Origin of the sequence: Paramagnetospirillum kuznetsovii (genome assembly GCF_003284725.1) — a bacterium.
GTDB classification, from domain to species: domain Bacteria; phylum Pseudomonadota; class Alphaproteobacteria; order Rhodospirillales; family Magnetospirillaceae; genus Phaeospirillum; species Phaeospirillum kuznetsovii.
Window position 1 is genome coordinate 109,048 of record NZ_PGTO01000002.1, and the last position, 22,547, is coordinate 131,594.

Sequence of the window (22,547 nt, forward strand, 5' to 3'; positions counted from 1 at the left end):
GGTTTACACCGGACAGCCCCCGGCTGCCAATTTTCATCAGGAGCCGTCATGCCCCACGCCGCCATGGCCCACGCGTTGTTCTTCGACCGCGCCGGGCTCGACGAGACCCAGCTGCGCCGTCTGGTGGCCGAAGGCCTGGCCGGTGCCGATGACGGGGAATTGTTCCTGGAATACCGCCAGTCCGAGACGGTGGTGCTTGACGACGGCCAGATCAAGAGCGCCAGTTTCGACACCGCCCAGGGGTTCGGACTGCGCGCCGTGGCGGGCGAGGCGCACGGCTATGCCCACGGCACCGAACTCAGCGCCGACGCCATCCGCCGGGCGGGCGTCACCGTCCGCGCCGTCCATGGCGGTCGGTCGGGCCATATGGCCGAGGGACCGCACCGGCTGGCGCGGCCGCTTTACACCTCGCTCAACCCGCTGTCGCACGTGGTCTTCGAGGACAAGGTCAAGCTGCTGGAAGAGATCGACGCCTATGCCCGGGGCAAGGACAGCCGCATCCGTCAGGTCTCGGCCTCGCTGTCGGGGTCGTGGCAGGCGGTCTGCATCATCCGCCCCGACGGCGCCTTGGCCGCCGATATCCGGCCCATGGTGCGCCTCAACGTCAGCGTCGTCCTGGGCGAGGGCGATCGCATGGAGACCGGCGGACACGGCATCGGCGGCCGCATCGCCTATGGCGGGGTCATGAGCCCGGCCGACTGGCGCCATTGCGTGGACGAGGCGTTGCGCCAGGCCGAGGTTAATCTCGGCTCCATTCCGGCCCCGGCCGGGGAAATGAGCGTGGTGCTGGGGCCGGGCTGGCCCGGCGTCATGCTGCACGAGGCGGTGGGTCACGGCTTGGAGGGCGACTTCAACCGCAAATCCACCTCCGCCTTCGCGGGCAAGATCGGGCAAAGGGTGGCGTCACCGGGCGTCACCGTCATCGACGACGGCACTATTCCCGACCGCCGCGGTTCCATTTCCATCGACGACGAGGGCACGCCCTCGGCCCGCAACGTGCTGATCGAGGACGGCATCCTGGTCGGCTATCTGCAAGACCGCCTGAACGCCCGGCTGATGGGCGTCGCCCCCACCGGCAACGGGCGGCGCCAATCCTATGCCCACGCCCCCATACCGCGCATGACCAACACCTTCATGCTGGCGGGTGACAAGGAGCCGGGCGAAATCATCGCCTCGGTCAAGAAGGGCCTCTACGCCGTCAATTTCGGCGGCGGCCAGGTGGACATCACCAGCGGAAAATTCGTCTTCTCGGCCTCCGAGGCCTATCTGATCGAGAACGGCAAGGTCGGCCAAGCGGTCAAGGGCGCCACCCTGATCGGCAACGGCCCCGATGCCCTGACCCGCGTCTCCATGATCGGCAATGACCTGATGCTGGATCCCGGCATTGGTACCTGTGGCAAGGACGGCCAGGGCGTGCCGGTAGGGGTCGGGCAGCCGACCCTGAGAATGGACGGCCTCACCATCGGCGGAACCGCCGTATGACCTTAGTTTGGGTAGGTATGTTTACTCCCTATGGATGAAGAGGAGTCGTTCGTTTTGCATCGCAATATACCGATGCACGGATACCCCTAAGAAAATTAAGGGACTAGGGTTTGGGCATGGAAAGGGCACGCCATTGGCGTCGCCCTTTATTTTTTGAAATCAGGACCGATTGCCATGACCAAATACGGCCCCAAAGAAGGCCCCTGCGGCTGGGAGCAGCGAGTTTCCGATTTGGAACTGGAGGAACTGCACCACGTCTTGAATTGCGCCTCTGAACGTGGATGCAATCTATGTGTCCGCTGCAGCGAGCGCGCCCTCGAAAACCTCCTGACCATCGCGCGTCGGGAACGCACCTTCGGCTTCCTGGCGCTGGAGCGCCTTGAGATGGACATGGATATGTCGGGGATGCTGGGCCTCTAACCCGTCACCCCTCCATCAGGCGGCGCAGCCGATCCAGGCAGGCGGCGCAGCCGATCCAGGCAGGCGTCGCGGTCCGGCCGGAAATCCTGCTCCTCCCACCACTCTTCCACCAGGGACAGAAGACGTCCGATCTCGGGGCCGTGTGGCACGCCCTGGGCGAGCAGGTCGCGGCCCTTGATGGGCAGTTCCACCGGCCGCCAGTCCAGGGCGATGTCCAGCAAGGCGGTCCAGGCGGCGGTTTCGGCGGCTGAAAGCCGCGCATCCTCGCTGCGCCGCTCGGCCCAGGCCAATAGGGTCAAATCGCGGAATTCGTCCGCCCCCACCCGATGCAGGGCGCGACGGATATCTTGCCGCGACAGATCTTGGTGGATCTTCACCCTCGGTTCCGCCATGGCCACCAGACGCTTGGTCTGGATGACCGACAGTTTCAACCGGTCCCCCACCGCCTCGGCACCGGCCCGGTCGGTGGTCAACATGGCCGCCAGTCGCCGGATGGGGTCCACATGCACGTCGTCGCGCACAAGGCCGCGCTCTTCCAGCCAGGACAGGATTCGCAGGCGTCCGAAATTGCGCGCGGCAGGCAGGACATGCCCCAGAATCCCGGTGGTGTGCATGGTCAAAAGCACCGAGGCCGGATCCTCCGCCTGTAAAAGGCGGAGTATTTCGCCCGCTACCCGTTCGCCCGACAAAGTGTCCAGTCGTGGCGCCAGCTTGCGACAGGCGGCCAAAGCCTGGGAATCCATGTCGGTGCGGCGGCCGTAATGGGCATGGAAGCGGAAGAAGCGCAGCAGGCGCAGCGCGTCCTCCTCGATCCGCTGGACCGCATTGCCGACGAACTGCACTCGTCCGGCGCCCAAATCGGCCAGACCGTCGAATGGATCATAGATGCGGCCCAGGGGGTCGGCCGACAGGGCGTTCATGGTGAAGTCGCGCCGCGAGGCGTCCACCAGCCAGTCATCGGTGTATTCCACGCGGGCGCGGCGGCCGAAATTTTCCACGTCCTTGCGCAGCGTCGTGATCTCGAAATGGGCCTTGCCGATCACGGCGGTGACGGTGCCATGCTCGACTCCGGTGGGAATGGCGTGGATTCCGGCGTCGTCCAACAGGGCGAGCACCCGTTGAGGCGGGTCCGGCGTCGCGATGTCGATGTCCTTGATGGGGCGCTTCAGCACCGAATCGCGGACACAGCCGCCGACAAAGCGAACCTTGGCGCCGTCGACCATCAGCGCTTCGACCACCGCTTGGGTGTCGGGGTCTTGCATCCAGGCCTGCGGCTCCAACTGTCCGATGGGATCGCCGGGTTTCAAGGATGCGACGGCGCTGCGGCCCAGAGTTCTACTCGTCACGATCCGCCAGCACGTCGGAGAGATTGATCAGGATACCGGCGGTCGCCCCCCAGATCAGCTTGTCGCCCCAGGTCAGCGCCCAGAACGGCCGCTGGCGTCCCTGCACCTCGCGATGCTGGAGTTGATGATTGGCCTGATCCAGCACGAAGGAGAGGGGAACTTCGAAGATTTCGGCCACCTCGAAGGAATCGGGGGCGAGGCTGAAGGGCGGCTTGATGACGCCCACCACCGGGGTCACCACGAAGCCGGTGCCGGTGACATAGTCGTCAAGGCGGCCCAGAACCTTCACAAGGTCGGGGGAAAGACCAACCTCTTCCTCGGTTTCACGCAGCGCGCAGGCGGTGAAATCGCCATGATCGTCGCTTTCCAGGCGGCCGCCGGGAAAGCTGATCTGGCCGGGATGATGGGCAAGATGGGCGGTGCGCTTGGTCAGCAGAATGGTCATGCCATCGGGACGGTCCACCAGCGGAACCAGCACGGCGGCGGGCGTCAGACTGGCGGCATCGTCTTCGATGGGGGCGCCGGGTCGGATGGCGCCGCCATTCACCATGGCTTCCAGCGCCATGTCGGAGCGTCCGCGCGGATCGAGGCCAAGGGCCAGATTCCGGGCGATGGTGTCTTGCGTCAGTCGGAAAGGTCGAGCCTTCCCAGTGGAAAGAATATTCCGCTGCTCCATAGACCGTAGACTTTCTCTCCCCCCAGTTCTTCCTCCCAGCCCTGGGCCACCAGCTCATAGTACACGGATCGGGTCAGGCGCGCCTCCAATCCTTTCCTAACCAAGAGGTATGGAGACGGTTCGTGGGAACCTTCCGCCTCGACCACCCGCAGGGGATGGTCGGCATCCACCGTGACCAGTTCGTCCATGTTGGTGCGAAAACTGATGATCTTGTCGCGACCCGATCCGCAAGAGAACATCTCCACCGCCAGGAACGGCACGTCCTCGACCTGGATGCAGCCCATCTCCCCCGGCGTGATCAGCAGATAGCGCCCGTCCTTGGCGCGATGCATCACCGAAGCGAACAGGCAGACCATCTCTTTGCGGTTGATCGGCGAGCCATGGTAAAACCAACGTCCCTGCCGGTCGATGCTGATGCCGAGATCGCCGCAGTCGTCGGGCAGCTCGCCGTCGAAATTCACGTCAAGGTCAGGCAGTGTCACCGGCCGCTCCTAAGATTTCGTCCATCCGCTCACTCATCCAGGTGCCCCTTCCATGACCACCCAATTTCCCATCGCCGCGCCGCCCGCCGCCCCCGTCGCGGACATCGAGGCGCTGGAGGCAAGGCTGGCGCAAGCCCGCGACGGCGTTGGCCGCGTCATCTTCGGCCAGGAACGCGTGATCGACGAAGCTCTTATCACGCTGCTGGCGGGTGGTCACGCCCTGCTGATCGGCCTGCCGGGCCTCGCCAAGACCCGGCTGGTGCAGACATTGGGGGTGGTGCTGGGACTGGCCGACAAGCGTGTCCAATTCACCCCCGATCTCATGCCTGCCGATATATTGGGATCGGAAGTGCTGGAGGAAAGCCCCTCGGGGGAAAGGGCCTTTCGATTTATCAAGGGACCGGTGTTTTGCCAACTGTTGATGGCCGACGAAATCAATCGTGCCAGCCCGCGCACGCAATCGGCGCTGCTTCAGGCCATGCAGGAGCAGCGCGTCAGCATCGCCGGGCTCTCCCATGATCTGCCGGTACCGTTCCATGTGTTGGCCACCCAGAATCCGCTGGAGCAGGAGGGCACCTATCCCCTGCCCGAGGCGCAGTTGGACCGCTTTCTGATGCAGATCGACGTGGGCTATCCCGACGCCGCCTCGGAACGTCGAATGCTGATGGAAACTACCGGCGCCCAGGTGACACATCCGGTTCAGGTCATGACGGCCGAGGAATTGCTGGCCGCCCAGGGGCTGGTGCGCCGCATCCCGGTGGGCGAGTCGGTGGTCGATGCCATCCTCGCCTTGGTGCGGGCGGGGCGGCCGGAAAGTTCCGACATGGACTTGATCCGCCGGGCCGTGGCCTGGGGGCCCGGCCCTCGGGCCGCCCAGGCCTTGATGCTGGCGGTTCGCGCCCGCGCCCTGCTGCAAGGGCGTCTCAGTCCGTCGGTGGAGGATGTGGCCGCCCTGGCGCCCCCCATCCTGCGGCATCGCATGGCGTTGGGCTTCGCCGCCCGTGCCGACGGCGTGACCATGGATCAAGTGATCGCGGGTCTGGTGGCCCGGCTGGGGGCGTAATACTGCTCGTTGCTTGATGTGAACCGTGAAGGCGGGCGAGACGCCCGCGCTCCGACTGGCGCGCTATTTCGGGTGGGCGGCCGTCCCGGCCGCATTCCACAACGCTCTTTTCATCGGTCGAGCGCTATCAGCCACGGGGCCGCTTCAACAAAACCCAAGCCCCCAATAAAACCGAAGCCCCCAACAAAACCGAAGCCCCGCGGGAGACGCAATGCTCGGCGCGGGGCTTTTGGTTTGGGGCTCACAGGCCCTTTATGTTCGGCGCAACGGCCGATAACGTGTCGATCAATAATGTGAAAGTCAGGGGCACCAAATCAGCGGCACCTCATACTTGACCAGGTGGCGTCGTATCTATTCGAACACCCTCCCATCCCCTACGGCCCGTCCCAGGTGGGACGCGCGGTCGGCGGATACTGTTGTTACAGCCGTCCAAGCCCTGCACGCCTCCTGCTTTGTTATGGGTTAACTATGGCCCAATTGATAGCCATTGTCAATAATGATGTGGGGCGGGGCAAATGGGTGAGGGGGGGTAGGGAGGGCGTATTCCATCGCCTGATTGCCCTGTGGGGATTGCGGTTCGATCCCAAGGCGCCGTGGTCAAGGCGGGCCAACGCCAACGGCCCGGCGCGCCCATGGGGCGGCGGGCATCGTCCTGCTGACCGCCAAAGAATCTTGGCGGCCGAGGCGGTTCCGGTTCATTCCGACGCTATCGCGCACCCGTCCCGCCGCCAGCCGCGGATACGGCTGGCCGTGGGGTTGTCGCCTGCCCTCTTGCGTCGGAACCGGTCAGTTCTTCACGCCGGTTGCGGCGGCAACCGTGGTGGCCGGATCACCGGTCGCCGGACTGACCGGCGGAGCAGCGACCGCGACGACGGGAACCGGAGCCGGAGGCACCGTCGCGTCGGCGGCGAGACTGGATCCGTCATCCGTCGGGGCGGCGGCGGCTGGCTTGGAATCCGAGGATCCGGTTTGGACGCGCTGGTATTCAGCAACCGCCTTCTTGGACGGATACTGATCCTTCTCCTCGCCCGTGGAACCGTCACGCACCACCAGCAATGCCAAGCCGGTGTTGGTGTCGACCTTGATAACGGGAGTGGTGAAGGCGATCGCATCGGTCGCGGAGGGCGCCTCCTTCTTCACTTCCTCATTATGGGGAGTGGGTGAATGGGAGTGCGACGCGGCTTCTGGACCAAGTGTACGGGGGCCGATATTAGCGGCGATTGAGGTGGACATTCTGCCCTCCTATCTAGGTGTTTCACTGTGCACGGGGCCAAACACTGCGGCGTGACCCCTGGCAAATACCTTCTGGCACAGGGTATAGGGTGCTCATAATTGGCGGAAATTTGCAATCATATTTTTACGGGATCTAATGTGTCGCCTCGGGCTCCACGGCATTGCGCTCCACCTGGGGGCGTTTGGAGATCAGCAGCTCCACCGAGGCTTTGGCGAACAGCTTCAATCGCCGGATGCGATATTCAGGCGACAAATCCGCAGCCTTGATAACGCCAAGGAAAAAGCGCGACACCTCGGCCAGGGTTTGGTCGCGCAATGCGACGTCGTCGGCGCGGCGTAGCAAAAGATTGACGAAATCCTGGGTGCGATGCATCAGGGCGATACCGTCATCCAGGGCATCGATGGCAAAGCACATCTCGTCGTAGAGTGTCTGCTGGTCCTCGTCGAGGACGATATCGCCTTCCGCCGCCGCCATCGTTCCGCCCCCATTGGTGGCGCAGTTTATCCGATGAAAAGTTTCATTTTCGTTGAGACCGCCAGCGTTCTTCGCTGGTTGGGGCATCCAGTCGAAGGGGCCTCGCCATCAGTTCGTCGCGCAGGATGCTGCCGTCCACCGCCAGCGGCAGCGAGTCGACCAACTCCACGCGTCGCGGACACTCCGTCCCCCCGCGCCGTAGGGTGATCCAAGCCTTCAGTTGCTCGGCCAAGTCGCCATCGGCGGCATTCCTTGCCACCACGAAGGCACGCAACTCGCCGTCGGCCAAGGCGATGACGCCGGATTTTTCCACCAGCGGATGAGCGTCCAGGGCCGCTTCAACCTCGTCCAGGCGCACGGGCAGGCCCCGGATCATCACGACGTCGTCCGGCTGGGCCAAGGGTTCGGGCCAGATGTAATTGTCCAGATCCCGGCACCCCAGGCGACCGGTCAGCAGCCAACCGGCGACGCGGCGGGCGGGGCCTTCCACCCGGTCGCCCCAATAGCCGAGGAAGCTGCCCGGCGCATTGGGGGAAACCGCCAGGATGCCCCGCTCTCCGGCTTTCACGGCCTTGCCGCGCTCGTCGGTCGCCTCGATGGTCAGTCCAGGCGCGGTGCGGCCGGGCGACGGAGGACGCAACTCCATCAATCCCGCCAGATTGGCGGCCACCGCGCCGGTTTCCAGCACGCCCCAAGCCTCGTTGGCATGAATGCCGAACACCTTGATCACCCGCTCGTGCAGATCCTCGTCCAGGGGGTCCGGTCCGCTGGCGATGGCGCGTGGCATGGCGTGGGGGCGATTGGCGGCGGCTTCGCATAGCGCGGCCAGATGGACCGGCGGCAAATAGGCGGCGCGCACGCCGTGGCGCGACATGATGTCCAGGGCATGGCCCGGATGGAACCCTCCCATGCTTGCGACCGTCGGGCTGGCCACCACCGGCACGCCGTGATGCCAAGCCGGAAGGACCGCCCGGAACAGGGCCTCGCCGGTCATCCAATCGGCCGATGTCCAGGTAATGTCGCCGAACTGGGGGAACAGGCCCATGGACAGTTCCACCGCGGGCAGGCCGCCTACCATGGCCCGGTGGGGCAGTACCGCCCCGGGCGGCTTGCCGCTGGCATGGGCAGGATAAAAGATGAAGGCCGGATGACCGGCGGGGGTGACCAGCGGCGCGAAGCTGTCGGAAGCCTTTTCGACGCTGGCCCACATCTCGGCGATTCCGGGGCCGCCGCCATTGGGCGACAGCACCGGTCCGAGGCCGGTCAGCGACGCGCGAATCTCCGCCAGGGCCGGAATCACGGTGGGGTCGATCACCGCCGCAATCGCGCCGCTATTGGCCAATCGCCAACCCAGCGGCTCGGCCCCGAGGGCGGTGGGAATGGGCACCGCCACCGCTCCCATGCGGGTGACCGCCAGCAAGGTGACGGCGGCCTCCAGTCCGGCGGGCAGCGCCAAGGCGACCCGGTCGCCGGGGGTGACGCCCAGGGCGTCGAGCACATTGGCCAGACGGTTGGCCAATAGCCGCAGCACATGGAAGGTATAGCGCTCCACCTCGCCGTCGGCGCCCTCGACGATCAAGGCGGTACGGTGGCCGTCGGCGCTGCCCATGGTCTGGCGGTCGCAGACGTCGAACGCCAGATTATAGCGGTCGGGAATGCGCCACTTGAAGGTTCGACAGGCTTCCTCGTAACTGCGGGGATTGTTCATTCCAGCGGCACGTCCTGACCCATATAGGTGGAGGCGTATCGAGTCCCCAGGCGACGATCGTGCTCGATCAACAGCCGCAGCACCACATCCAGGCTCTGATAGACATCGTGCAAGATGGTCGCCATGCGCAGCAGTTGTCCGGCGTCCAATTGATCGAAGGCCATGAAGTCGCGCATGAAAATGGCATCGGCGTCCACCACTTGGCTGAGGCCGCGCGCGATATTGCCTTCCACCACCATGGGCTTGAGGGCGCGGGTGAAGGGTTGGGGCCAGAACCGGTGCAGGATGAAGCCCCGGCCGCGCAGAAACTGCTCCACCTCGGAAAAGAGAGGCTGATTTTCATAAAGCGGCAGGAACTCCACCTCTGTCTGAATCACCAGGCAATCTTTCAGGCGGTTGGGGGCGTTCTGGAACACCATCAACTCGCCGCCCTGAATGTCGATCTTCAGGAAGTCGAGCCGCTTGACCTGGGGAACATCATCCAGCCGGATCGTCTTGACCTGTTCGGTGCGCACGATCCTGGCCCAGTCGCTGAAGCCGTGAAAATACTTGTACAGCGCCTGATTGGGAGTGAGCAGCGAGCTCATGCCGGAGGCCTGGCAAAGATTCAGCGTATGGGTTTGCCCATCGCCCACCGCATGGGGCAGATAGGTTTCGTTCGGGCCTTTCTTTCGCTTCAACTTGGCGAGCGCGTCCGAATTGGGTTCGAAGCCGATCAGGCGTGCGCCCTTGCGGGCCAGCAGCGCCTTATAGGGCGGGTTGCCGTCGATGGGATTGGCTCCCACATCGACGATATTGACGATCACGTCGATGCCAAGAATCTTGGACAGGGGCCGGATAGCGGACTGACTCATGAACGTCATCTTCCCAAGGGCATCAGGTCTTCGAACCACAGATAGGTGCCGACATCGTCGAACATGACGCCGTCGAAGCCCAGATCCATGATGCCCGCCAGATACTTGCCCAGCACGCCGCGCCATTCGCCGCTGCCGGTGTCGGTGATGAACACGCCGGGCGGCTCGTCATGGGCGAAGACGAAGGCGGGATTGCCCACATCCCAGTCGCGCAGCCAGTACCAGCGCCAGTCATAGGCCCGCCCGATGGGCATCGCCGCCATGACGAGACGCCGCGCCCCCAGCTTCTTGAACTTCAGCTTGGCGATGTCGGATTTGACCAGCAGGTCCGACGAGCGATGGGCCACGTCCACCACCACCATGTCGTAATTGGTATTGGCGACGGCGTCCATGAACTTGCCCTTGGTGCCGAAGCGGTCCGAGCGCAGCACCGGCAGCCAGTTGCGCGCCGTGGCCAGGCTCAGCACCTCGGCGGGGTTCTCATAGGCGGCATGGGCGCGGGGCGTATCGTCCAACGGCGTCTCGCCGGTCTTGGCGAAGGTGGGCGTCTTGTCGCGGGCACCCGCCCGGAAGGCGGCCTCGGTCTCCTTGGCGTCGGCGCAGAAATCCACCGACAGCACATTGCGGCCCTCGTCGCGCATGGCGGCGATGGCGTAAAGCGCGCGCCGTTGCACCTCGGCACGCTCCTGCTTCACCTTGATCTCGGTGGCCTTGCGCAGTTCCTCGGTGGGGTCGTTGCTGAACGGCCCCATTTCCACCGGGGTGGGGGTGCGGTGGATGCCGCGCCTGCGTTCGGCGTCCAGCTCGGCGTCCAGGTCGCGCCGGGCCTTGACCAGTTCGGCCAAGGGCTTGTCGAATTTGTAGGGGCCGCAATACAGGCCATCCACCACGATGGCGTCCAGGGTTTGGACCAACTGGCGATAGGTGGCGCGCAACGGCAGGCGCTTGATGAAGTTGGTGCCCTGGGGGTCGCGGATATCTTCCCACTCCACCTCGATCTCGCCCTTGACCAGCAGCTCCGAGCCGCCGCGCATCATCACCTGGAAATTGGGGCTGCGCTTCTTGGCGTAGCGGGCCAGTTCCAGGATCACGTCGCGGGTCTGGTCGCGGAAATTGGGGATGCGCTCCATGGGCGGCGGCACGAAGTCGCGCGGCTTGTCCAGCGCCAGGGCGGGCGAGGCCAGGGCCAGGGTGAGGGCGAGGATTCCCCCCAATAGTCCTCTTCTCATGCCAGCAAATCTCCAACGTGGCGGGCGATGGCAAGACAGGATGTCAGCCCAGGGCTTTCGATTCCGTAAAGCGCCGCCACGCCGGGGGCGCCGGTCTCGGCGGGGCCGTGGAGGACGAAGTCGCGGGCGGGCTCGCCCTCGGCCTGGATCTTGGGACGGATCCCGGCATAGGCGGGTTCCAGCGCGCCGTCCTTCAGGCCGGGCCAATAGCGGCGGATGGCGGCGTAGAAGGCGTCGCCCCGGCGGGGATCGACCACGTAGTCCTCGCGCGCCACCCATTCCACGTCGGGGCCGAAGCGGCCGCGACCGGCCAGATCCAGGGTGAAATGCACCCCCAGACCGGCGGCCACCGGCACCGGATAGACCAGATGGGTGAACGGCGTCTTGCCGGTCAGGCCGAAATAATTGCCCTTGCACAGATAGGCGGGCGGGACATTTTTCAGGCCCAGGGCCTGCCCGAGGCGGGGGCTGGACAGACCGGCGCAGACCACGACGCGATCGACCAGCAGGGTCATGGGCTCGGCGCCGCCCACCCGGATCAGGGTGCCGGATTCGGTGGCGCGGCCTTCCAGGACCGGCGACTTGAAGACCACCGACGCCCCCCGGTCCTCCGCCTCGCCCTGCAGGGCCAGCATCAGCCCGTGGGTGTCGATGATGCCGGTGTCGGGCGAGAACAGCGCGGCGACGCACTTGACCTTGGGCTCCAGGGCACGGGCCTCGGCGGCGGAAATGGCGGTCAGCCCTTCGACGCCGTTGTCGCGGCCCTTGGCGAGAATGGCGTCCAGCGCCCTGGCTTCGTCGGCGTCGGTGGCGACAATCAGCTTGCCGGTCATGCGGAAGGTGACGCCCCGGCTGGCGGCATAGTCGCGCAGCATGCGGTTGCCCGCGACGCAGAGCCGTGCCTTCAGGCTGTCCTTGGGATAATACATGCCGGCGTGGATCACCTCGCTGTTGCGCGACGAGATGCCCGAGCCGATGGCGCCCTCGGCTTCCAGCACCAGCACCTCGCGTCCGGCCAGCGCCAGCTGGCGGGCGACGGCAAGCCCGACCACGCCTGCGCCGATCACCACGCTGTCGACCCGTTCCGCCCCGATGTCCGTCAACACCTTGTCTTCCAATCCCGGATCACCCTCTAGATGTCGCGGAGCATAGCATCGGGGCGGGAAGCGCGGAAGCGTTGCCTCGGCGGCCCGGCTGCGGCTAGACTTCGCCGCGCCGCACAAAAGGATTGATGCAAGTGACCGCCGAAACCCGCCCCTCCGTCTGCCCCCACGACTGCCCCAGCGCCTGCGCCTTGGAGGTCGAGGTGCTGCCCGGCGACAGGATCGGCCGGGTGCACGGGGCCGCCATGCCCTATGTGGACGGCGTCATCTGCGCCAAGGTCGCCCGCTACGCCGAGCGGGTCCATCACCCGGACCGGGTGCTGCATCCCCTCCGTCGTGTCGGCGCCAAGGGCGAGGGGCGTTTCGAACGCATCACCTGGGGCGAGGCGCTGGACGAGATCGCCGCCCGCTTCAAGGATGCGGCGGAAAGGCTGGGGCCGGAAACCGTGTGGCCCTATTTCTATGCGGGCACCATGGGCCATGTGCAGCAATCGGGCATCAACCGGCTGCGCCGCGTCATGGGCTATTCGGGGCAATTGAAGACCATCTGCGCCTCGGCCGCCGGAGCGGGCTGGGCGGGGGGCGTGGGCTCCAAATGGGGGGTGCCGCCCCAGGAAATCGCCCAGAGCGGGCTGGTGGTGGTGTGGGGCGCCAATCCCGCCGCTACCCAGGTCCAGTTGATGGGATTGATCAAGCAGGCCAAGACGGCGAACGGCGCCAAGCTGGTGGTGGTCGATCCCTATCGCACCGCCACGGCGGACAAGGCCGACCTGCATCTGATGTTGCGTCCCGGCACCGACGGGGCGCTGGCCTCGGCGGTGATGCATGTGCTGTTCAGGGACGATTTGGCCGACCGCGACTATCTGGCCCGCTACACCGATTGCCCCGAGCGGCTGGAACGTCATCTGGAGAGCCGCACCCCCGCCTGGGCCGCCGCCATCACCGGCCTGACCGAGGCGGAGATCGAGGCTTTCGCCAAGCTTTACGGCGGCGTGCCCAATTCCTTTCTGCGGGTGGGCTATGGCTTTTCCCGCTCGCGCAACGGCGCCGCCAATCTGCACGCGGTCAGTTGCCTGCCCGCCGTGACCGGCGCCTGGAAGCACAAGGGCGGCGGCGCGATGCAAAGCACCAGCGGCGTCTTCGATCTGGCGCGAACCCTGCTGGACGGATTGGACGTGCCGCAACGGCCGGTGCGCAGCCTGGACATGAGCCGCATCGGCCCCATCCTCACCGGCGACGTGGGCAAGGGGCCGCCGGTCACCGCCATGCTGATGCAGAACACCAATCCGGCGGTGGTGGCGCCCGACAGTGGCCTGGTGCGGCAGGGTCTGGCCCGCGACGATCTGTTCTTATGCGTCCACGAACAGGTGATGACCGAGACCGCCCGGTTCGCCGATATGGTGCTGCCCGCCACCACCAGCATGGAACATTCCGACCTCTACACCTCCTACGGCCACACCTTTCTGCAAGTGGCCAAGCCGGTGATCGCGCCCCAGGGCGAATCCCGTTCCAACCATCGGGTCATCTGCGATCTGGCGGCGCGGCTGGGGGCGGTGCATCCCGGCTTCGAGATGGACGAATGGGAGATGATGGATCAGGTGCTGGATGCCTCCGACCTGCCCAAGGCGGCGGAGATTCACGCCATGGGCTGGCTGAACTGCGGCAAGGTGTTCGACGACGCCCATTTCCTGTCGGGCTTCGGCCATCCCGACGGCCGCTTCCGTTTCGCGCCGGAATGGGGCGCGGAGGGGCTGCCCGAACTGCCCGATCATTTCGACGTGATCGAGAATGCCGATGCCGCGCACCCCTTCCGCCTGATCACCCCGCCGTCGCGCCACTTCCTCAACTCCACCTTCACCGAGACCCCCACTTCCCTGGCCCAGGCCAAGGAGCCGACGGCGCTGATCCATGCCGAGGATTGCGCCGCCCTGGGGCTGGAAAGCGGCGGCATGGTCCGTATCGGTAACGCCAAGGGCTCGGTCTTGGTGCGGGTGGCGGCGACCTCCGGCATCGCCCGTGGCGTGGTGGTGGTGGAAAGCATCTGGCCGGACCGCCATTTCGCCGAGGGGCTCGGCATCAACCACCTGACCAGCGCCGACGCGGCGCTTCCCGCCGGAGGCGCGGTCTTTCACGACACCAAGGTTTGGCTGAAGGCGATGCTTCCGGCCGACGACGATGAAAATGGAGCGTAGCGACTGGCGCATTGCGCGCCCGCCGCTCGTGCGGCGAAAGCCAAGCATCCCGGAGGGATGCGCCCGGCGACTGAGGGACTGAAAGGAATTTTCCCATGACCAAGCGCGCGCATATCGTGGTGGTCGGCAACGAGAAGGGCGGCACCGGCAAGTCCACCGTCTCCATGCATCTGATCATCAGCCTGCTGGAACGCGGCCTGTCGGTGGGCAGCATCGATCTCGACGCCCGCCAGGCCACCCTGACCCGCTATATCCGCAACCGCCAAGCCCGCAAGGATCTGGCCGAGTTGGGACTGCCGCTGCCCGAGCATGTGGCGCTGCCGCCCACCGACGATCGGGCGGGCGACGAGGCCAAGTTGAACGAGACCTTCGCTCATATGGCGGCCACCCATGACGTGGTGGTGATCGACACCCCCGGCTCGGATCACTATCTGTCGCGGCTGGGCCATTCCTTCGCCGATACGCTGGTGACGCCGCTCAACGACTCGCTGGTGGATCTGGATGTGCTGGCCCTGGTGGAGCCCGGCACCATGAAGATCCAGCGGCCCAGCCATTACTCCGAGATGGTGTGGGAGACCAAGAAGGCCCGCGCCATTCGCGGCGAAAAGGCGGTGGTGGACTGGATCGTGCTGCGCAACCGGCTGTCCAATCTGGACGCGCGGAACAAGCGCGACATGGAAAAGCTGCTGGGCGATCTGTCCAAGCGGGTGGGGTTCCGCGTCATTCCCGGCCTGGGCGAGCGGGTGATCTACCGCTCCATGTTCCTGGAAGGCCTGACCCTGCTGGACCTGCGCCAGAAGATCATGGGCTTCGAATTCTCCATGAGCCATGTGGCCGCCCGCCAGGAATTGCGGACCCTGGTGGATGCCATTGGCCTCAATCATTTGAAGCCCACCGTTTAGCGGACTCTCGTTGCGTCCAGGCCGCCGTCGTGGCAAAACAGCCGCCATCGGCCCAGGGCGCTTAAATTGGCGCCGAGCGGCCGCATGGATAAAGCTCGAAGGAGTTCCCGATGTCGCGTCGCGTGCGCAAGGCCGTGTTCCCCGTGGGTGGCATGGGCACCCGTTTCCTTCCCGCCACCAAGGCGATGCCGAAGGAAATGCTGCCGGTGGTGGATAAGCCGCTGATCCAGTACGCGGTGGAAGAAGCCGCCGCCGCCGGATGCGAACACTTCATCTTCGTGACCGGGCGCGGCAAGAACGCGCTGGAAGACCATTTCGACAACAATCCCGAGCTGGAACGCATCCTCAAGGATCGCGGCAAGTTCGATCTGGTCGAGGCGGTCACCAGCTGGATGCCCAAGTCGGGCCAGATCTCCTATACCCGCCAGTCCGAGCCGCTGGGCCTGGGCCATGCCGTGTGGTGCGCCCGCGATCTGGTGGCCGACGAGCCCTTCGCCGTGCTGCTGCCCGACGATCTCATCCTGGCCAAGACCGCCTGCCTGAAGCAGATGGCCGCCGTCCACACCGAGGTGGGCGGCCATGTGGTCGCCGTCTCCGACGTGCCGCGCGAGCACACCAAGCGCTACGGCATCCTGGACGTTGAATTCGACAACGGCCGCCTCGCCAAGGCCAAGGGCCTGGTGGAAAAGCCCGATCCGGAAGTGGCGCCCTCGACGCTGTCCATCATCGGCCGCTATATCCTGCATCCGGCCGTCTTCGACGTGCTGGACAAGAAGGAAAAGGGCGCGGGCGGCGAGATCCAGCTGACCGACGCCATCAGCCAGACCATCGGCATGGTGCCGTTCCACGGCCTGCGCTTCGAGGGCCAGCGCTTCGACTGCGGCGACAAGGTGGGCTGGCTGGAGGCCAATCTGGCCTTCGCCCTGGCCCGTGACGACACCGCCGAGGCGGCCCGCGACCTGATCCGCCGCTTCCAGCCGCAATAACACAAGGACGCGACAGACATGCGCATCGCCATGATCGGCACCGGCTATGTGGGCCTGGTGTCCGGAACGTGCTTCTCGGAATTCGGCATCCACGTCACCTGTGTCGACAAGGATGCCCGCAAGATCGAGCTGTTGGGCGAGAACGTCATGCCCATCTTCGAGCCGGGCCTCGACGACATGGTCGCCGCCAATGTGGATTCCGGCCGTCTCAGCTTCACCACCGACCTGAAGAGCGCGGTCAAGGACGCCGACGCGGTGTTCATCGCGGTGGGCACGCCGTCGCGGCGCGGCGACGGCCATGCCGATCTCAGCTATGTCTACGCGGCGGCCGAGGAAATCGCCGACGCCATGGACGGCTATACCGTGGTGGTCACCAAATCCACCGTGCCGGTGGGAACCGGCGACGAGGTGGAACGCATCATTCGCGCCCGGCGTCCCGATGCCGAATTCGATGTGGTGTCCAACCCGGAATTCCTGCGCGAAGGCTCGGCAATCAACGACTTCATGCGCCCCGACCGGGTGGTGATCGGCACCGAATCGGCCAAGGCCCAGCGGGTGATGAAGCAGCTCTATCGGGTGCTGTTCCTGATCGAGACGCCCATCGTCTTCACCTCGCGGCGCACCTCCGAACTGATCAAATACGCCGGTAACACCTTCCTGGCCACCAAGATCACCTTCATCAACGAGATCGCCGATCTGTGCGAGAAGGTGGGCGCCGACGTCCACGACGTGGCCAAGGGCATCGGCCTCGACGGCCGCATCGGCAAGAAATTCCTGCATCCCGGTCCCGGCTATGGCGGTTCGTGCTTCCCCAAGGACACCCTGGCCCTGGTCAAGACCGCCCGTGACTTCGACGCTCCGCTGAAGATCATCGAGACGGTGGTGGCGGTCAACGACGAGCGCAAGAAGCAGATGGCGGGCCGCGTGATCGCCGCCTGCGGCGGCTCGGTCAAGGGCAAGTCCGTCGCCGTGCTGGGCCTGACCTTCAAGCCCAATACCGACGACATGCGCGATTCGCCCGCCATCGACATCGTCGCCACCCTCCTCGATGCCGGCGCCGTCATCAAGGCCTTCGATCCCGAAGGCATGAAGGAGGCCGCCAAGCTGCTGCCGCCCGCGGTGCAGTATTGCGACAACGCCTATGCCACCATGGCCGGGGCCGAATGCCTTGTCATCGTGACCGAATGGAACGAGTTCCGGGCGCTGGACCTGGACAAGGTCAAGTCGCTGCTGAAATCGCCCGCCATCGTCGATCTGCGCAATGTCTACGCGCCCGACGAGATGAAGGAACTGGGCTTCGCCTATACCAGCATCGGACGGCCATGACGATTTGATGGCGCTTGACGCCATCGCCTTCATGATGGCATGATTCGCCATCATGAAGGCGAGTCTGCTGATCCGTGAACGGGTCGTCTATCCTGACGGTGCCTTGGTGGAAATGGTGGCTTGGCTGCTGCCGTCGCCACTATCGCCGTCGGTTCATCCATTCAAATACAGTCTCGTCTATATCGTCGATGGTGTGCGCGTGCTCGGCTACGACAATGAGCGCGGCAAGGGCGACCACCGCCACGTCGTCGACAGCGAGGAGTCATTTGACTTCACCTCCATGGACCTCTTGTTGGAGCGGTTCGTGGCCGAAGTCGAGGATCTGCGGAGGCGGCGATGACCAAGACGGTTCATGTGGGCGGCACGCTCCAGGACGCCGCCAAGCGTTTCGGCGACGCCTGGGCTCGGGCGCAGGCGGGGGATTCCGTCGTTCCCCAAGATACCGTCACCTTCGTCAGTTGGTCGGCGCTGGCGCCGGTGATGACCGATAAGCGGCACGAATTGCTGCGCCATCTTCATCAAACGCCGGAGAAAAGTATCCGCGCCCTGGCGCGCGCCCTGGGGCGTGATTACAAACGGGTCCACGAGGATCTTACGGCCCTGGCGACGGTCGGACTGGTGGAGCGCGACGGCGATTGCTGGCGGGCCGATTACGACGAAATCCACACCTCCATTACCCTGCTTTCGCCCCAGGCAGCCGAGTAATCCGCGCTTCGCTCCATTGACACGTCAGCCCGCTTCCGCCATCAACGGCGAAGCGAATCGCGGGCAGGGAGATTGCCGCCATGGCTAGTGTGAAGACCGTCGTCACCACTCCGTTTTCCGGCCAGAAGCCGGGCACCTCGGGCCTGCGCAAGAAGGTCGCGGTATTCTCCCAGCCCCATTACCTGGAAAACTTCGTCCAGGCGGTGTTCGATTCCATTGGAGGGGAAACGGGCGGCGAGGTCGCGGGCAAGACGCTGGTGGTGGGCGGCGACGGCCGCTACTACAACCGCACCGCCATCCAGGCCATCATCAAGATGGCGGCTGGCAACGGTTTCGCCAAGGTGATGGTGGGCCGGGGCGGCATCCTGTCGACGCCTGCCGCGTCTTGCGTTATTCGCAAGTACAAGACCTTCGGCGGCATCATCCTGTCGGCCAGCCACAATCCCGGCGGTCCCACCGAGGATTTCGGGATCAAATACAACATCCCGGCGGGCGGCCCCGCTCCGGAAGCCGTCACCGAAGCCATCCATGCCCGCTCCCAGGTGATCGGCTCCTACAAGATCGTCGAAGCGCCCGATCTCGATCTGGACAAGCTGGGCGAACAGCGCCTCGGCGACATGGTGGTCCAAGTGTTCGATCCGGTGGCCGATTACGCCGCCCTGATGGAAAGCCTGTTCGACTTTCCCGCCATCCGCGCCGCCTTCAAGGGCGGGTTCCGCATGAAGTTCGACGCCATGCACGCGGTGACCGGTCCCTATGCGGTGGAGATCCTGGAAAACCGACTGGGGGCGCCCAAGGGCACGGTGATGAATGGGGTGCCGTTGGAGGATTTCGGCGGCGGCCATCCCGATCCCAATCTGGTGCATGCCCATGATCTGGTGGAGGCCCTGACCGGTGACGGCGCCCCCGATTTCGGCGCCGCCTCGGACGGCGACGGCGACCGCAACATGGTGCTGGGCCGCGACTTCTATGTGACGCCGTCGGACTCGCTGGCGGTGCTGGCGGCCAATGCCACCCTGTGCCCCGGCTATGCCCAGGGGCTGAAGGGCATAGCGCGCTCCATGCCCACCAGCGCGGCGCCCGACCGGGTGGCGGCCAAGTTGGGCATTCCCGCCTGGGAGACCCCCACCGGCTGGAAGTTCTTTGGCACCTTGCTGGACGCGGGCAAGGCGACCTTGTGCGGCGAGGAAAGCTTCGGCACCGGCTCGGACCATGTGCGGGAAAAGGACGGGTTGTGGGCGGTGCTCATGTGGCTGAACGTGCTGGCCAGGCGCAAGGAAAGCGTCGCCGATATCGTCACGGCCCATTGGAAGGAATACGGCCGCAACGTCTATTCCCGCCATGACTACGAAGGCATCGACGCCAAGGCCGCCGACGGGCTGATGGAGCATCTGCGTGGCCTCGCCCTGAAGGGCAAGCGCCTGGGGGCCTACGCCGTCGCCTTCAACGACGACTTCGCCTATACCGACCCGGTGGACGGCAGCGTCAGCACCAAGCAGGGTATCCGGGTGGTGTTCGAGGACGGGTCCCGCGTGGTGTTCCGCCTGTCGGGCACCGGCACCGAGGGCGCGACCTTGCGAGTCTATATCGAGCGCTACGAGCCCGATTCGGCCAAGCACCATCTTGATCCTCAGACCGCCCTTGCCGATTTGATCAAGATCGCCCGCGATCTGGCCGAGATCGAGGCCCGCACGGGCCGAACCGAACCGACGGTGATTACCTGATGCCCCACATCTTCCATCCCAGCATTTTGCGGGAATACGACATTCGCGGCATTGTCGGCGAGACCCTGTTCGACGCCGATGCCCGCGCCATCGGCCGCGCCTTCGGCACGCGGGTGCGCCGCAACGGCGGCCGGGTGGTCTGTCTGGGCTGGGACGGAAGGCTGTCCTCGCCCGACATGGCCCAGGCCTTGACCGAGGGGCTGATGCAGGTCGGCTGTCTGGTGCGGCGCATCGGCCGTGGCCCGACGCCCATGCTGTATTACGCCGCGAAGGTGCGGGAAGCCGACGGCGGCATCATGGTCACCGGCAGCCATAATCCGCCCAATCACAACGGCTTCAAGATGGTGCTGGCGGGTAAGCCGTTCTTCGGCCCCGACATACACGACCTGGGCAAGATCGCCCGGTCCGGCGACTATGCCCGTGGTGAAGGCGAGGCGGTCAACGACGCCATATTCGACGAATACGTCACCCGTCTGGCCCAGGATTATGACGGCGAACGCGGCCTTAAAGTGGTGTGGGATTGCGGCAACGGCGCCACCGGCGAGGTTCTGACGGCCCTGGTCAAGCGGCTGCCCGGCACCCACAAGGTGCTGTTCGGCGAGATCGACGGGCGTTTTCCCAATCACCACCCCGATCCCACCGAGCCGCACAATCTGGTGGCGTTGCAAGATCACGTCCTGGCCGAAGGCGCCCATCTGGGCATCGCCTTCGACGGCGACGGCGACCGCATCGGGGTGGTGGACGGCGAGGGCCGCATCCTATGGGGCGACCAGATCCTGGTGATCCTGGCCGAGGATCTGCTGAAGGCGCGGCCCGGCGCCACCATCATCGCCGACGTCAAGGCGTCCAAGGTGTTCTTCGACGAGGTCGCCCGCATGGGCGGCAAACCGGTCATGGGGCGCACCGGCCATTCGCTGATCAAGACCCAGATGGCCGAGATCGGCGCCCCCCTGGCGGGCGAGATGAGCGGCCATATCTTCTTCGCCGACCGCTATTACGGCTTCGACGACGCCCTTTACGCGGCGGTGCGGCTGTTGGGGATCGTGGCGCGCTGGGACAAGGAGACGCTGGGCCACCGCCGCGACCGGCTGCCTCATATGGTCAACACTCCCGAGATCCGGTTCGATTGTCCGGAAGAACGTAAATTCGCGGTGGTGGCCGAAGTGCGCGGGCGGCTGGAAGCGCAGGGCGCCGCCTTCAATGCCATCGACGGGGTGCGGGTGGATACCGAGGATGGCTGGTGGCTGTTGCGGGCCTCCAACACCCAGGCGGTCCTGGTGGCCCGCTGCGAAGCGACCACGGCCGAGGGTTTGAAGCGATTGCGGATGACGTTGACCGAGCATCTGGCGGCAAGCGGCGTCAAGGCGCCGGGCTGACGCCCGCTTTACGCATGCCAATTGCCGAGTTGATCGTTGAATTTATCCGCGACCAGCCCCATTCTGACCCAAATGCAGGCATGGCGAAACCGTTCGCCCTGTCACGACAATAACGGTGCAGTTCAGTCCAAAGGGGGACATAGATGTCGGTTGAAACCATTCTCAAGACCAAGGGCAGCAATGTTTTTACCGTGCGCCCCGAACATACCGTCGCCGAAGCCGCTGCCTTGCTGACCAATAAGAAGGTCGGCGTCGCGGTGGTGTGCGACGCCAAGGGCAAGCTGGTGGGCGTGCTGTCCGAGCGCGACATCGTCAAGGGCCTGACCCAATACGGCAAGGGCGCGCTGGAAATGGCCGTGCGCAACGTCATGTCGTCGCCGGTGGTCACCTGCGGCCCCTCCGATACCGTCAAGGGCATCATGGAAGTGATGACCGAACGCCGCATCCGTCACCTGCCGGTGGTGGAGAAGGACGACCTGCTGGGCATCGTTTCCATCGGTGACGCGGTGAATTTCCGCCTCCATGAAGCCCAGATGGAAATGAACGTGCTGCGCGACTTCGCCGCCACCCGCTGATTCCATCGCCGACAAAAGCCCCGGAGCCCTTGGGTTCCGGGGCTTTGCTTTGGGGTATGCAAATTTCGCGGAGGCCCATGCGTGACGTTTTTGCTGCGCCGCAATATTCATGTTGCACCGCAGCACGGAATCAACGAGATTATGCTCATGTTGCGGTGCACAAAAGCCATGGGGCGGAGTGCACACCACCAAATCAGAAAGGGTGTCACCATGAGCTTCAAGATCGAAGGTTTCGAAAAGCTGGTTTCTCTGTCCAAGGACAACGCCGACGCCATCGCCAAGAGCAGCGCCGCCACCGTGAAGGCTTTCGAAGAGATCGCCAAGGCCCAGCAGGCCGTGGTCGCCAAGAATGTCGAGAAGGCCGACGCCGCCGTGAAGGCTCTGTTCGCCGTGAAGTCCCCGGCCGAGCTGGCCGACCTGCAGGGCAAGCTGGCCCGCGAGTCCTTCGAGACCGCCATCTCCGACAGCAAGAAGCTGGCCGAGCTGGCCACCTCGGCCTTCACCGCCGCCGTCGAGCCGCTGAACGCCCGCTTCGCCGCGTTCCAGGCTCTGACCAAGGTCGCTGCCTAACTTTCTTCGAGAGGCCTCTCGGTCCTCCACCTTGGGGCCTCTTGAAATAAGCCGTCGCCGCGCTCGGGTATCCGGGACTCTCCCCCCCCCATCCCGCGTTTCGGACGCCTGCGACGACGG

General features: G+C 65.2%; 22 protein-coding genes. 13 read left to right on the forward strand and 9 right to left on the reverse strand.

The genetic code is table 11. The features are described 5' to 3' along the window. The first annotated feature begins 48 nt into the window (after positions 1–48). Both tldD and CU669_RS03145 read left to right on the forward strand, forming a co-directional pair. Positions 49–1,482, forward strand: a complete 1,434-nt coding sequence (gene tldD, locus CU669_RS03140; protein WP_112142368.1) for a metalloprotease TldD — start codon at positions 49–51, stop codon at positions 1,480–1,482. Between the two features lie 174 nt (positions 1,483–1,656). Continuing rightward, complete coding sequence (locus tag CU669_RS03145; protein ID WP_112142369.1) at positions 1,657–1,902, forward strand: hypothetical protein; 246 nt, start codon at positions 1,657–1,659, stop codon at positions 1,900–1,902. Here the strand turns inward: CU669_RS03145 and CU669_RS03150 are convergent. Genes CU669_RS03150 through CU669_RS03160 form a run of 3 tightly spaced genes read right to left on the reverse strand, consistent with a single transcriptional unit; the run spans position 1,899 to position 4,406 of the window. After that, positions 1,899–3,248: a CCA tRNA nucleotidyltransferase gene (locus CU669_RS03150; protein ID WP_239988511.1), complete on the reverse strand. Its 1,350-nt coding sequence runs from the start codon at positions 3,246–3,248 to the stop codon at positions 1,899–1,901. The two genes, CU669_RS03145 and CU669_RS03150, sit on opposite strands and share 4 nt — an antisense overlap. Next, positions 3,238–3,813: a CoA pyrophosphatase gene (locus CU669_RS03155; RefSeq protein WP_239988512.1), complete on the reverse strand. Its 576-nt coding sequence runs from the start codon at positions 3,811–3,813 to the stop codon at positions 3,238–3,240. Before CU669_RS03155 ends, CU669_RS03150 begins: the two co-directional genes overlap by 11 nt. Positions 3,814–3,872: 59 nt before the next feature. Beyond that, a complete protein-coding gene (locus CU669_RS03160) occupies positions 3,873–4,406 on the reverse strand; it encodes a DUF1285 domain-containing protein (RefSeq protein ID WP_112142372.1) in 534 nt (177 codons plus the stop codon). Between the two features lie 52 nt (positions 4,407–4,458). On the opposite strand from CU669_RS03160, the gene CU669_RS03165 reads away from it, so the two are divergent. Further along, positions 4,459–5,469 (forward strand): AAA family ATPase, encoded by a 1,011-nt coding sequence (locus CU669_RS03165; protein ID WP_112142373.1) that lies wholly within the window; start codon positions 4,459–4,461, stop codon positions 5,467–5,469. Between the two features lie 786 nt (positions 5,470–6,255). Here the strand turns inward: CU669_RS03165 and CU669_RS03170 are convergent. From CU669_RS03170 to CU669_RS03195, 6 genes are all read right to left on the reverse strand, one after another. After that, a complete protein-coding gene (locus tag CU669_RS03170) occupies positions 6,256–6,702 on the reverse strand; it encodes a hypothetical protein (protein ID WP_146747649.1) in 447 nt (148 codons plus the stop codon). 133 nt (positions 6,703–6,835) lie between these two features. Then, complete coding sequence (locus tag CU669_RS03175; RefSeq protein WP_112142375.1) at positions 6,836–7,177, reverse strand: hypothetical protein; 342 nt, start codon at positions 7,175–7,177, stop codon at positions 6,836–6,838. 43 nt (positions 7,178–7,220) lie between these two features. Beyond that, positions 7,221–8,885: an AMP-binding protein gene (locus tag CU669_RS03180; RefSeq protein WP_112142376.1), complete on the reverse strand. Its 1,665-nt coding sequence runs from the start codon at positions 8,883–8,885 to the stop codon at positions 7,221–7,223. Further along, on the reverse strand, positions 8,882–9,739 hold the full coding sequence (locus CU669_RS03185) for an FkbM family methyltransferase (RefSeq protein ID WP_112142678.1): 858 nt from the start codon (positions 9,737–9,739) through the stop codon (positions 8,882–8,884). Before CU669_RS03185 ends, CU669_RS03180 begins: the two co-directional genes overlap by 4 nt. Before the next feature lie 5 nt (positions 9,740–9,744). Continuing rightward, on the reverse strand, positions 9,745–10,968 hold the full coding sequence (locus CU669_RS03190) for a hypothetical protein (RefSeq protein WP_112142377.1): 1,224 nt from the start codon (positions 10,966–10,968) through the stop codon (positions 9,745–9,747). Next, complete coding sequence (locus tag CU669_RS03195) at positions 10,965–12,074, reverse strand: NAD(P)/FAD-dependent oxidoreductase (protein WP_112142679.1); 1,110 nt, start codon at positions 12,072–12,074, stop codon at positions 10,965–10,967. The genes CU669_RS03190 and CU669_RS03195 overlap by 4 nt, the downstream gene beginning before the upstream one ends. A gap of 125 nt (positions 12,075–12,199) precedes the next feature. Between CU669_RS03195 and CU669_RS03200 the strand changes: the two genes are divergently transcribed. From CU669_RS03200 to CU669_RS03245, 10 genes are all read left to right on the forward strand, one after another. Continuing rightward, complete coding sequence (locus tag CU669_RS03200) at positions 12,200–14,263, forward strand: molybdopterin oxidoreductase family protein (protein WP_192884568.1); 2,064 nt, start codon at positions 12,200–12,202, stop codon at positions 14,261–14,263. Positions 14,264–14,358: 95 nt separating this feature from the next. Beyond that, positions 14,359–15,165 carry a division plane positioning ATPase MipZ gene (locus CU669_RS03205; RefSeq protein WP_112142378.1) on the forward strand — a complete coding sequence of 269 codons (807 nt, stop codon included), beginning with the start codon at positions 14,359–14,361 and terminating at the stop codon, positions 15,163–15,165. A 110-nt stretch (positions 15,166–15,275) separates the two neighbouring features. After that, on the forward strand, positions 15,276–16,151 hold the full coding sequence (gene galU, locus CU669_RS03210; protein WP_112142379.1) for a UTP--glucose-1-phosphate uridylyltransferase GalU: 876 nt from the start codon (positions 15,276–15,278) through the stop codon (positions 16,149–16,151). A gap of 18 nt (positions 16,152–16,169) precedes the next feature. Next, positions 16,170–17,477 carry a UDP-glucose dehydrogenase family protein gene (locus CU669_RS03215; protein WP_112142380.1) on the forward strand — a complete coding sequence of 436 codons (1,308 nt, stop codon included), beginning with the start codon at positions 16,170–16,172 and terminating at the stop codon, positions 17,475–17,477. A gap of 52 nt (positions 17,478–17,529) precedes the next feature. Beyond that, complete coding sequence (locus tag CU669_RS03220) at positions 17,530–17,817, forward strand: toxin-antitoxin system TumE family protein (protein WP_112142381.1); 288 nt, start codon at positions 17,530–17,532, stop codon at positions 17,815–17,817. Next, positions 17,814–18,182: an HVO_A0114 family putative DNA-binding protein gene (locus tag CU669_RS03225; protein WP_112142382.1), complete on the forward strand. Its 369-nt coding sequence runs from the start codon at positions 17,814–17,816 to the stop codon at positions 18,180–18,182. The genes CU669_RS03220 and CU669_RS03225 overlap by 4 nt, the downstream gene beginning before the upstream one ends. A gap of 80 nt (positions 18,183–18,262) precedes the next feature. After that, positions 18,263–19,906: an alpha-D-glucose phosphate-specific phosphoglucomutase gene (locus CU669_RS03230; RefSeq protein WP_112142383.1), complete on the forward strand. Its 1,644-nt coding sequence runs from the start codon at positions 18,263–18,265 to the stop codon at positions 19,904–19,906. Further along, on the forward strand, positions 19,906–21,282 hold the full coding sequence (gene pgmG, locus CU669_RS03235) for a phosphoglucomutase/phosphomannomutase PgmG (protein ID WP_112142384.1): 1,377 nt from the start codon (positions 19,906–19,908) through the stop codon (positions 21,280–21,282). The genes CU669_RS03230 and pgmG overlap by 1 nt, the downstream gene beginning before the upstream one ends. A 143-nt stretch (positions 21,283–21,425) precedes the next feature. Then, positions 21,426–21,857 carry a CBS domain-containing protein gene (locus tag CU669_RS03240; RefSeq protein WP_112142385.1) on the forward strand — a complete coding sequence of 144 codons (432 nt, stop codon included), beginning with the start codon at positions 21,426–21,428 and terminating at the stop codon, positions 21,855–21,857. 210 nt (positions 21,858–22,067) lie between these two features. After that, positions 22,068–22,427 carry a phasin family protein gene (locus tag CU669_RS03245; protein ID WP_112142386.1) on the forward strand — a complete coding sequence of 120 codons (360 nt, stop codon included), beginning with the start codon at positions 22,068–22,070 and terminating at the stop codon, positions 22,425–22,427. Positions 22,428–22,547 lie beyond the last annotated feature (120 nt).

Coding starts and splice junctions, on each gene's coding strand:
- CU669_RS03225 (WP_112142382.1), top strand. CDS start 17,814: ATGACCAAGACGGTTCATGTGGGCGGCACGCTCCAGGACGCCGCCAAG.
- CU669_RS03245 (WP_112142386.1), top strand. CDS start 22,068: ATGAGCTTCAAGATCGAAGGTTTCGAAAAGCTGGTTTCTCTGTCCAAG.
- galU (WP_112142379.1), top strand. CDS start 15,276: ATGTCGCGTCGCGTGCGCAAGGCCGTGTTCCCCGTGGGTGGCATGGGC.
- CU669_RS03165 (WP_112142373.1), top strand. CDS start 4,459: ATGACCACCCAATTTCCCATCGCCGCGCCGCCCGCCGCCCCCGTCGCG.
- CU669_RS03185 (WP_112142678.1), bottom strand. CDS start 9,739: ATGAGTCAGTCCGCTATCCGGCCCCTGTCCAAGATTCTTGGCATCGAC.
- tldD (WP_112142368.1), top strand. CDS start 49: ATGCCCCACGCCGCCATGGCCCACGCGTTGTTCTTCGACCGCGCCGGG.
- CU669_RS03190 (WP_112142377.1), bottom strand. CDS start 10,968: ATGAGAAGAGGACTATTGGGGGGAATCCTCGCCCTCACCCTGGCCCTG.
- pgmG (WP_112142384.1), top strand. CDS start 19,906: ATGCCCCACATCTTCCATCCCAGCATTTTGCGGGAATACGACATTCGC.
- CU669_RS03205 (WP_112142378.1), top strand. CDS start 14,359: ATGACCAAGCGCGCGCATATCGTGGTGGTCGGCAACGAGAAGGGCGGC.
- CU669_RS03170 (WP_146747649.1), bottom strand. CDS start 6,702: ATGTCCACCTCAATCGCCGCTAATATCGGCCCCCGTACACTTGGTCCA.
- CU669_RS03240 (WP_112142385.1), top strand. CDS start 21,426: ATGTCGGTTGAAACCATTCTCAAGACCAAGGGCAGCAATGTTTTTACC.
- CU669_RS03200 (WP_192884568.1), top strand. CDS start 12,200: ATGCAAGTGACCGCCGAAACCCGCCCCTCCGTCTGCCCCCACGACTGC.
- CU669_RS03180 (WP_112142376.1), bottom strand. CDS start 8,885: ATGAACAATCCCCGCAGTTACGAGGAAGCCTGTCGAACCTTCAAGTGG.
- CU669_RS03175 (WP_112142375.1), bottom strand. CDS start 7,177: ATGGCGGCGGCGGAAGGCGATATCGTCCTCGACGAGGACCAGCAGACA.
- CU669_RS03220 (WP_112142381.1), top strand. CDS start 17,530: ATGAAGGCGAGTCTGCTGATCCGTGAACGGGTCGTCTATCCTGACGGT.
- CU669_RS03215 (WP_112142380.1), top strand. CDS start 16,170: ATGCGCATCGCCATGATCGGCACCGGCTATGTGGGCCTGGTGTCCGGA.
- CU669_RS03230 (WP_112142383.1), top strand. CDS start 18,263: ATGGCTAGTGTGAAGACCGTCGTCACCACTCCGTTTTCCGGCCAGAAG.
- CU669_RS03155 (WP_239988512.1), bottom strand. CDS start 3,813: ATGGCGCTGGAAGCCATGGTGAATGGCGGCGCCATCCGACCCGGCGCC.
- CU669_RS03145 (WP_112142369.1), top strand. CDS start 1,657: ATGACCAAATACGGCCCCAAAGAAGGCCCCTGCGGCTGGGAGCAGCGA.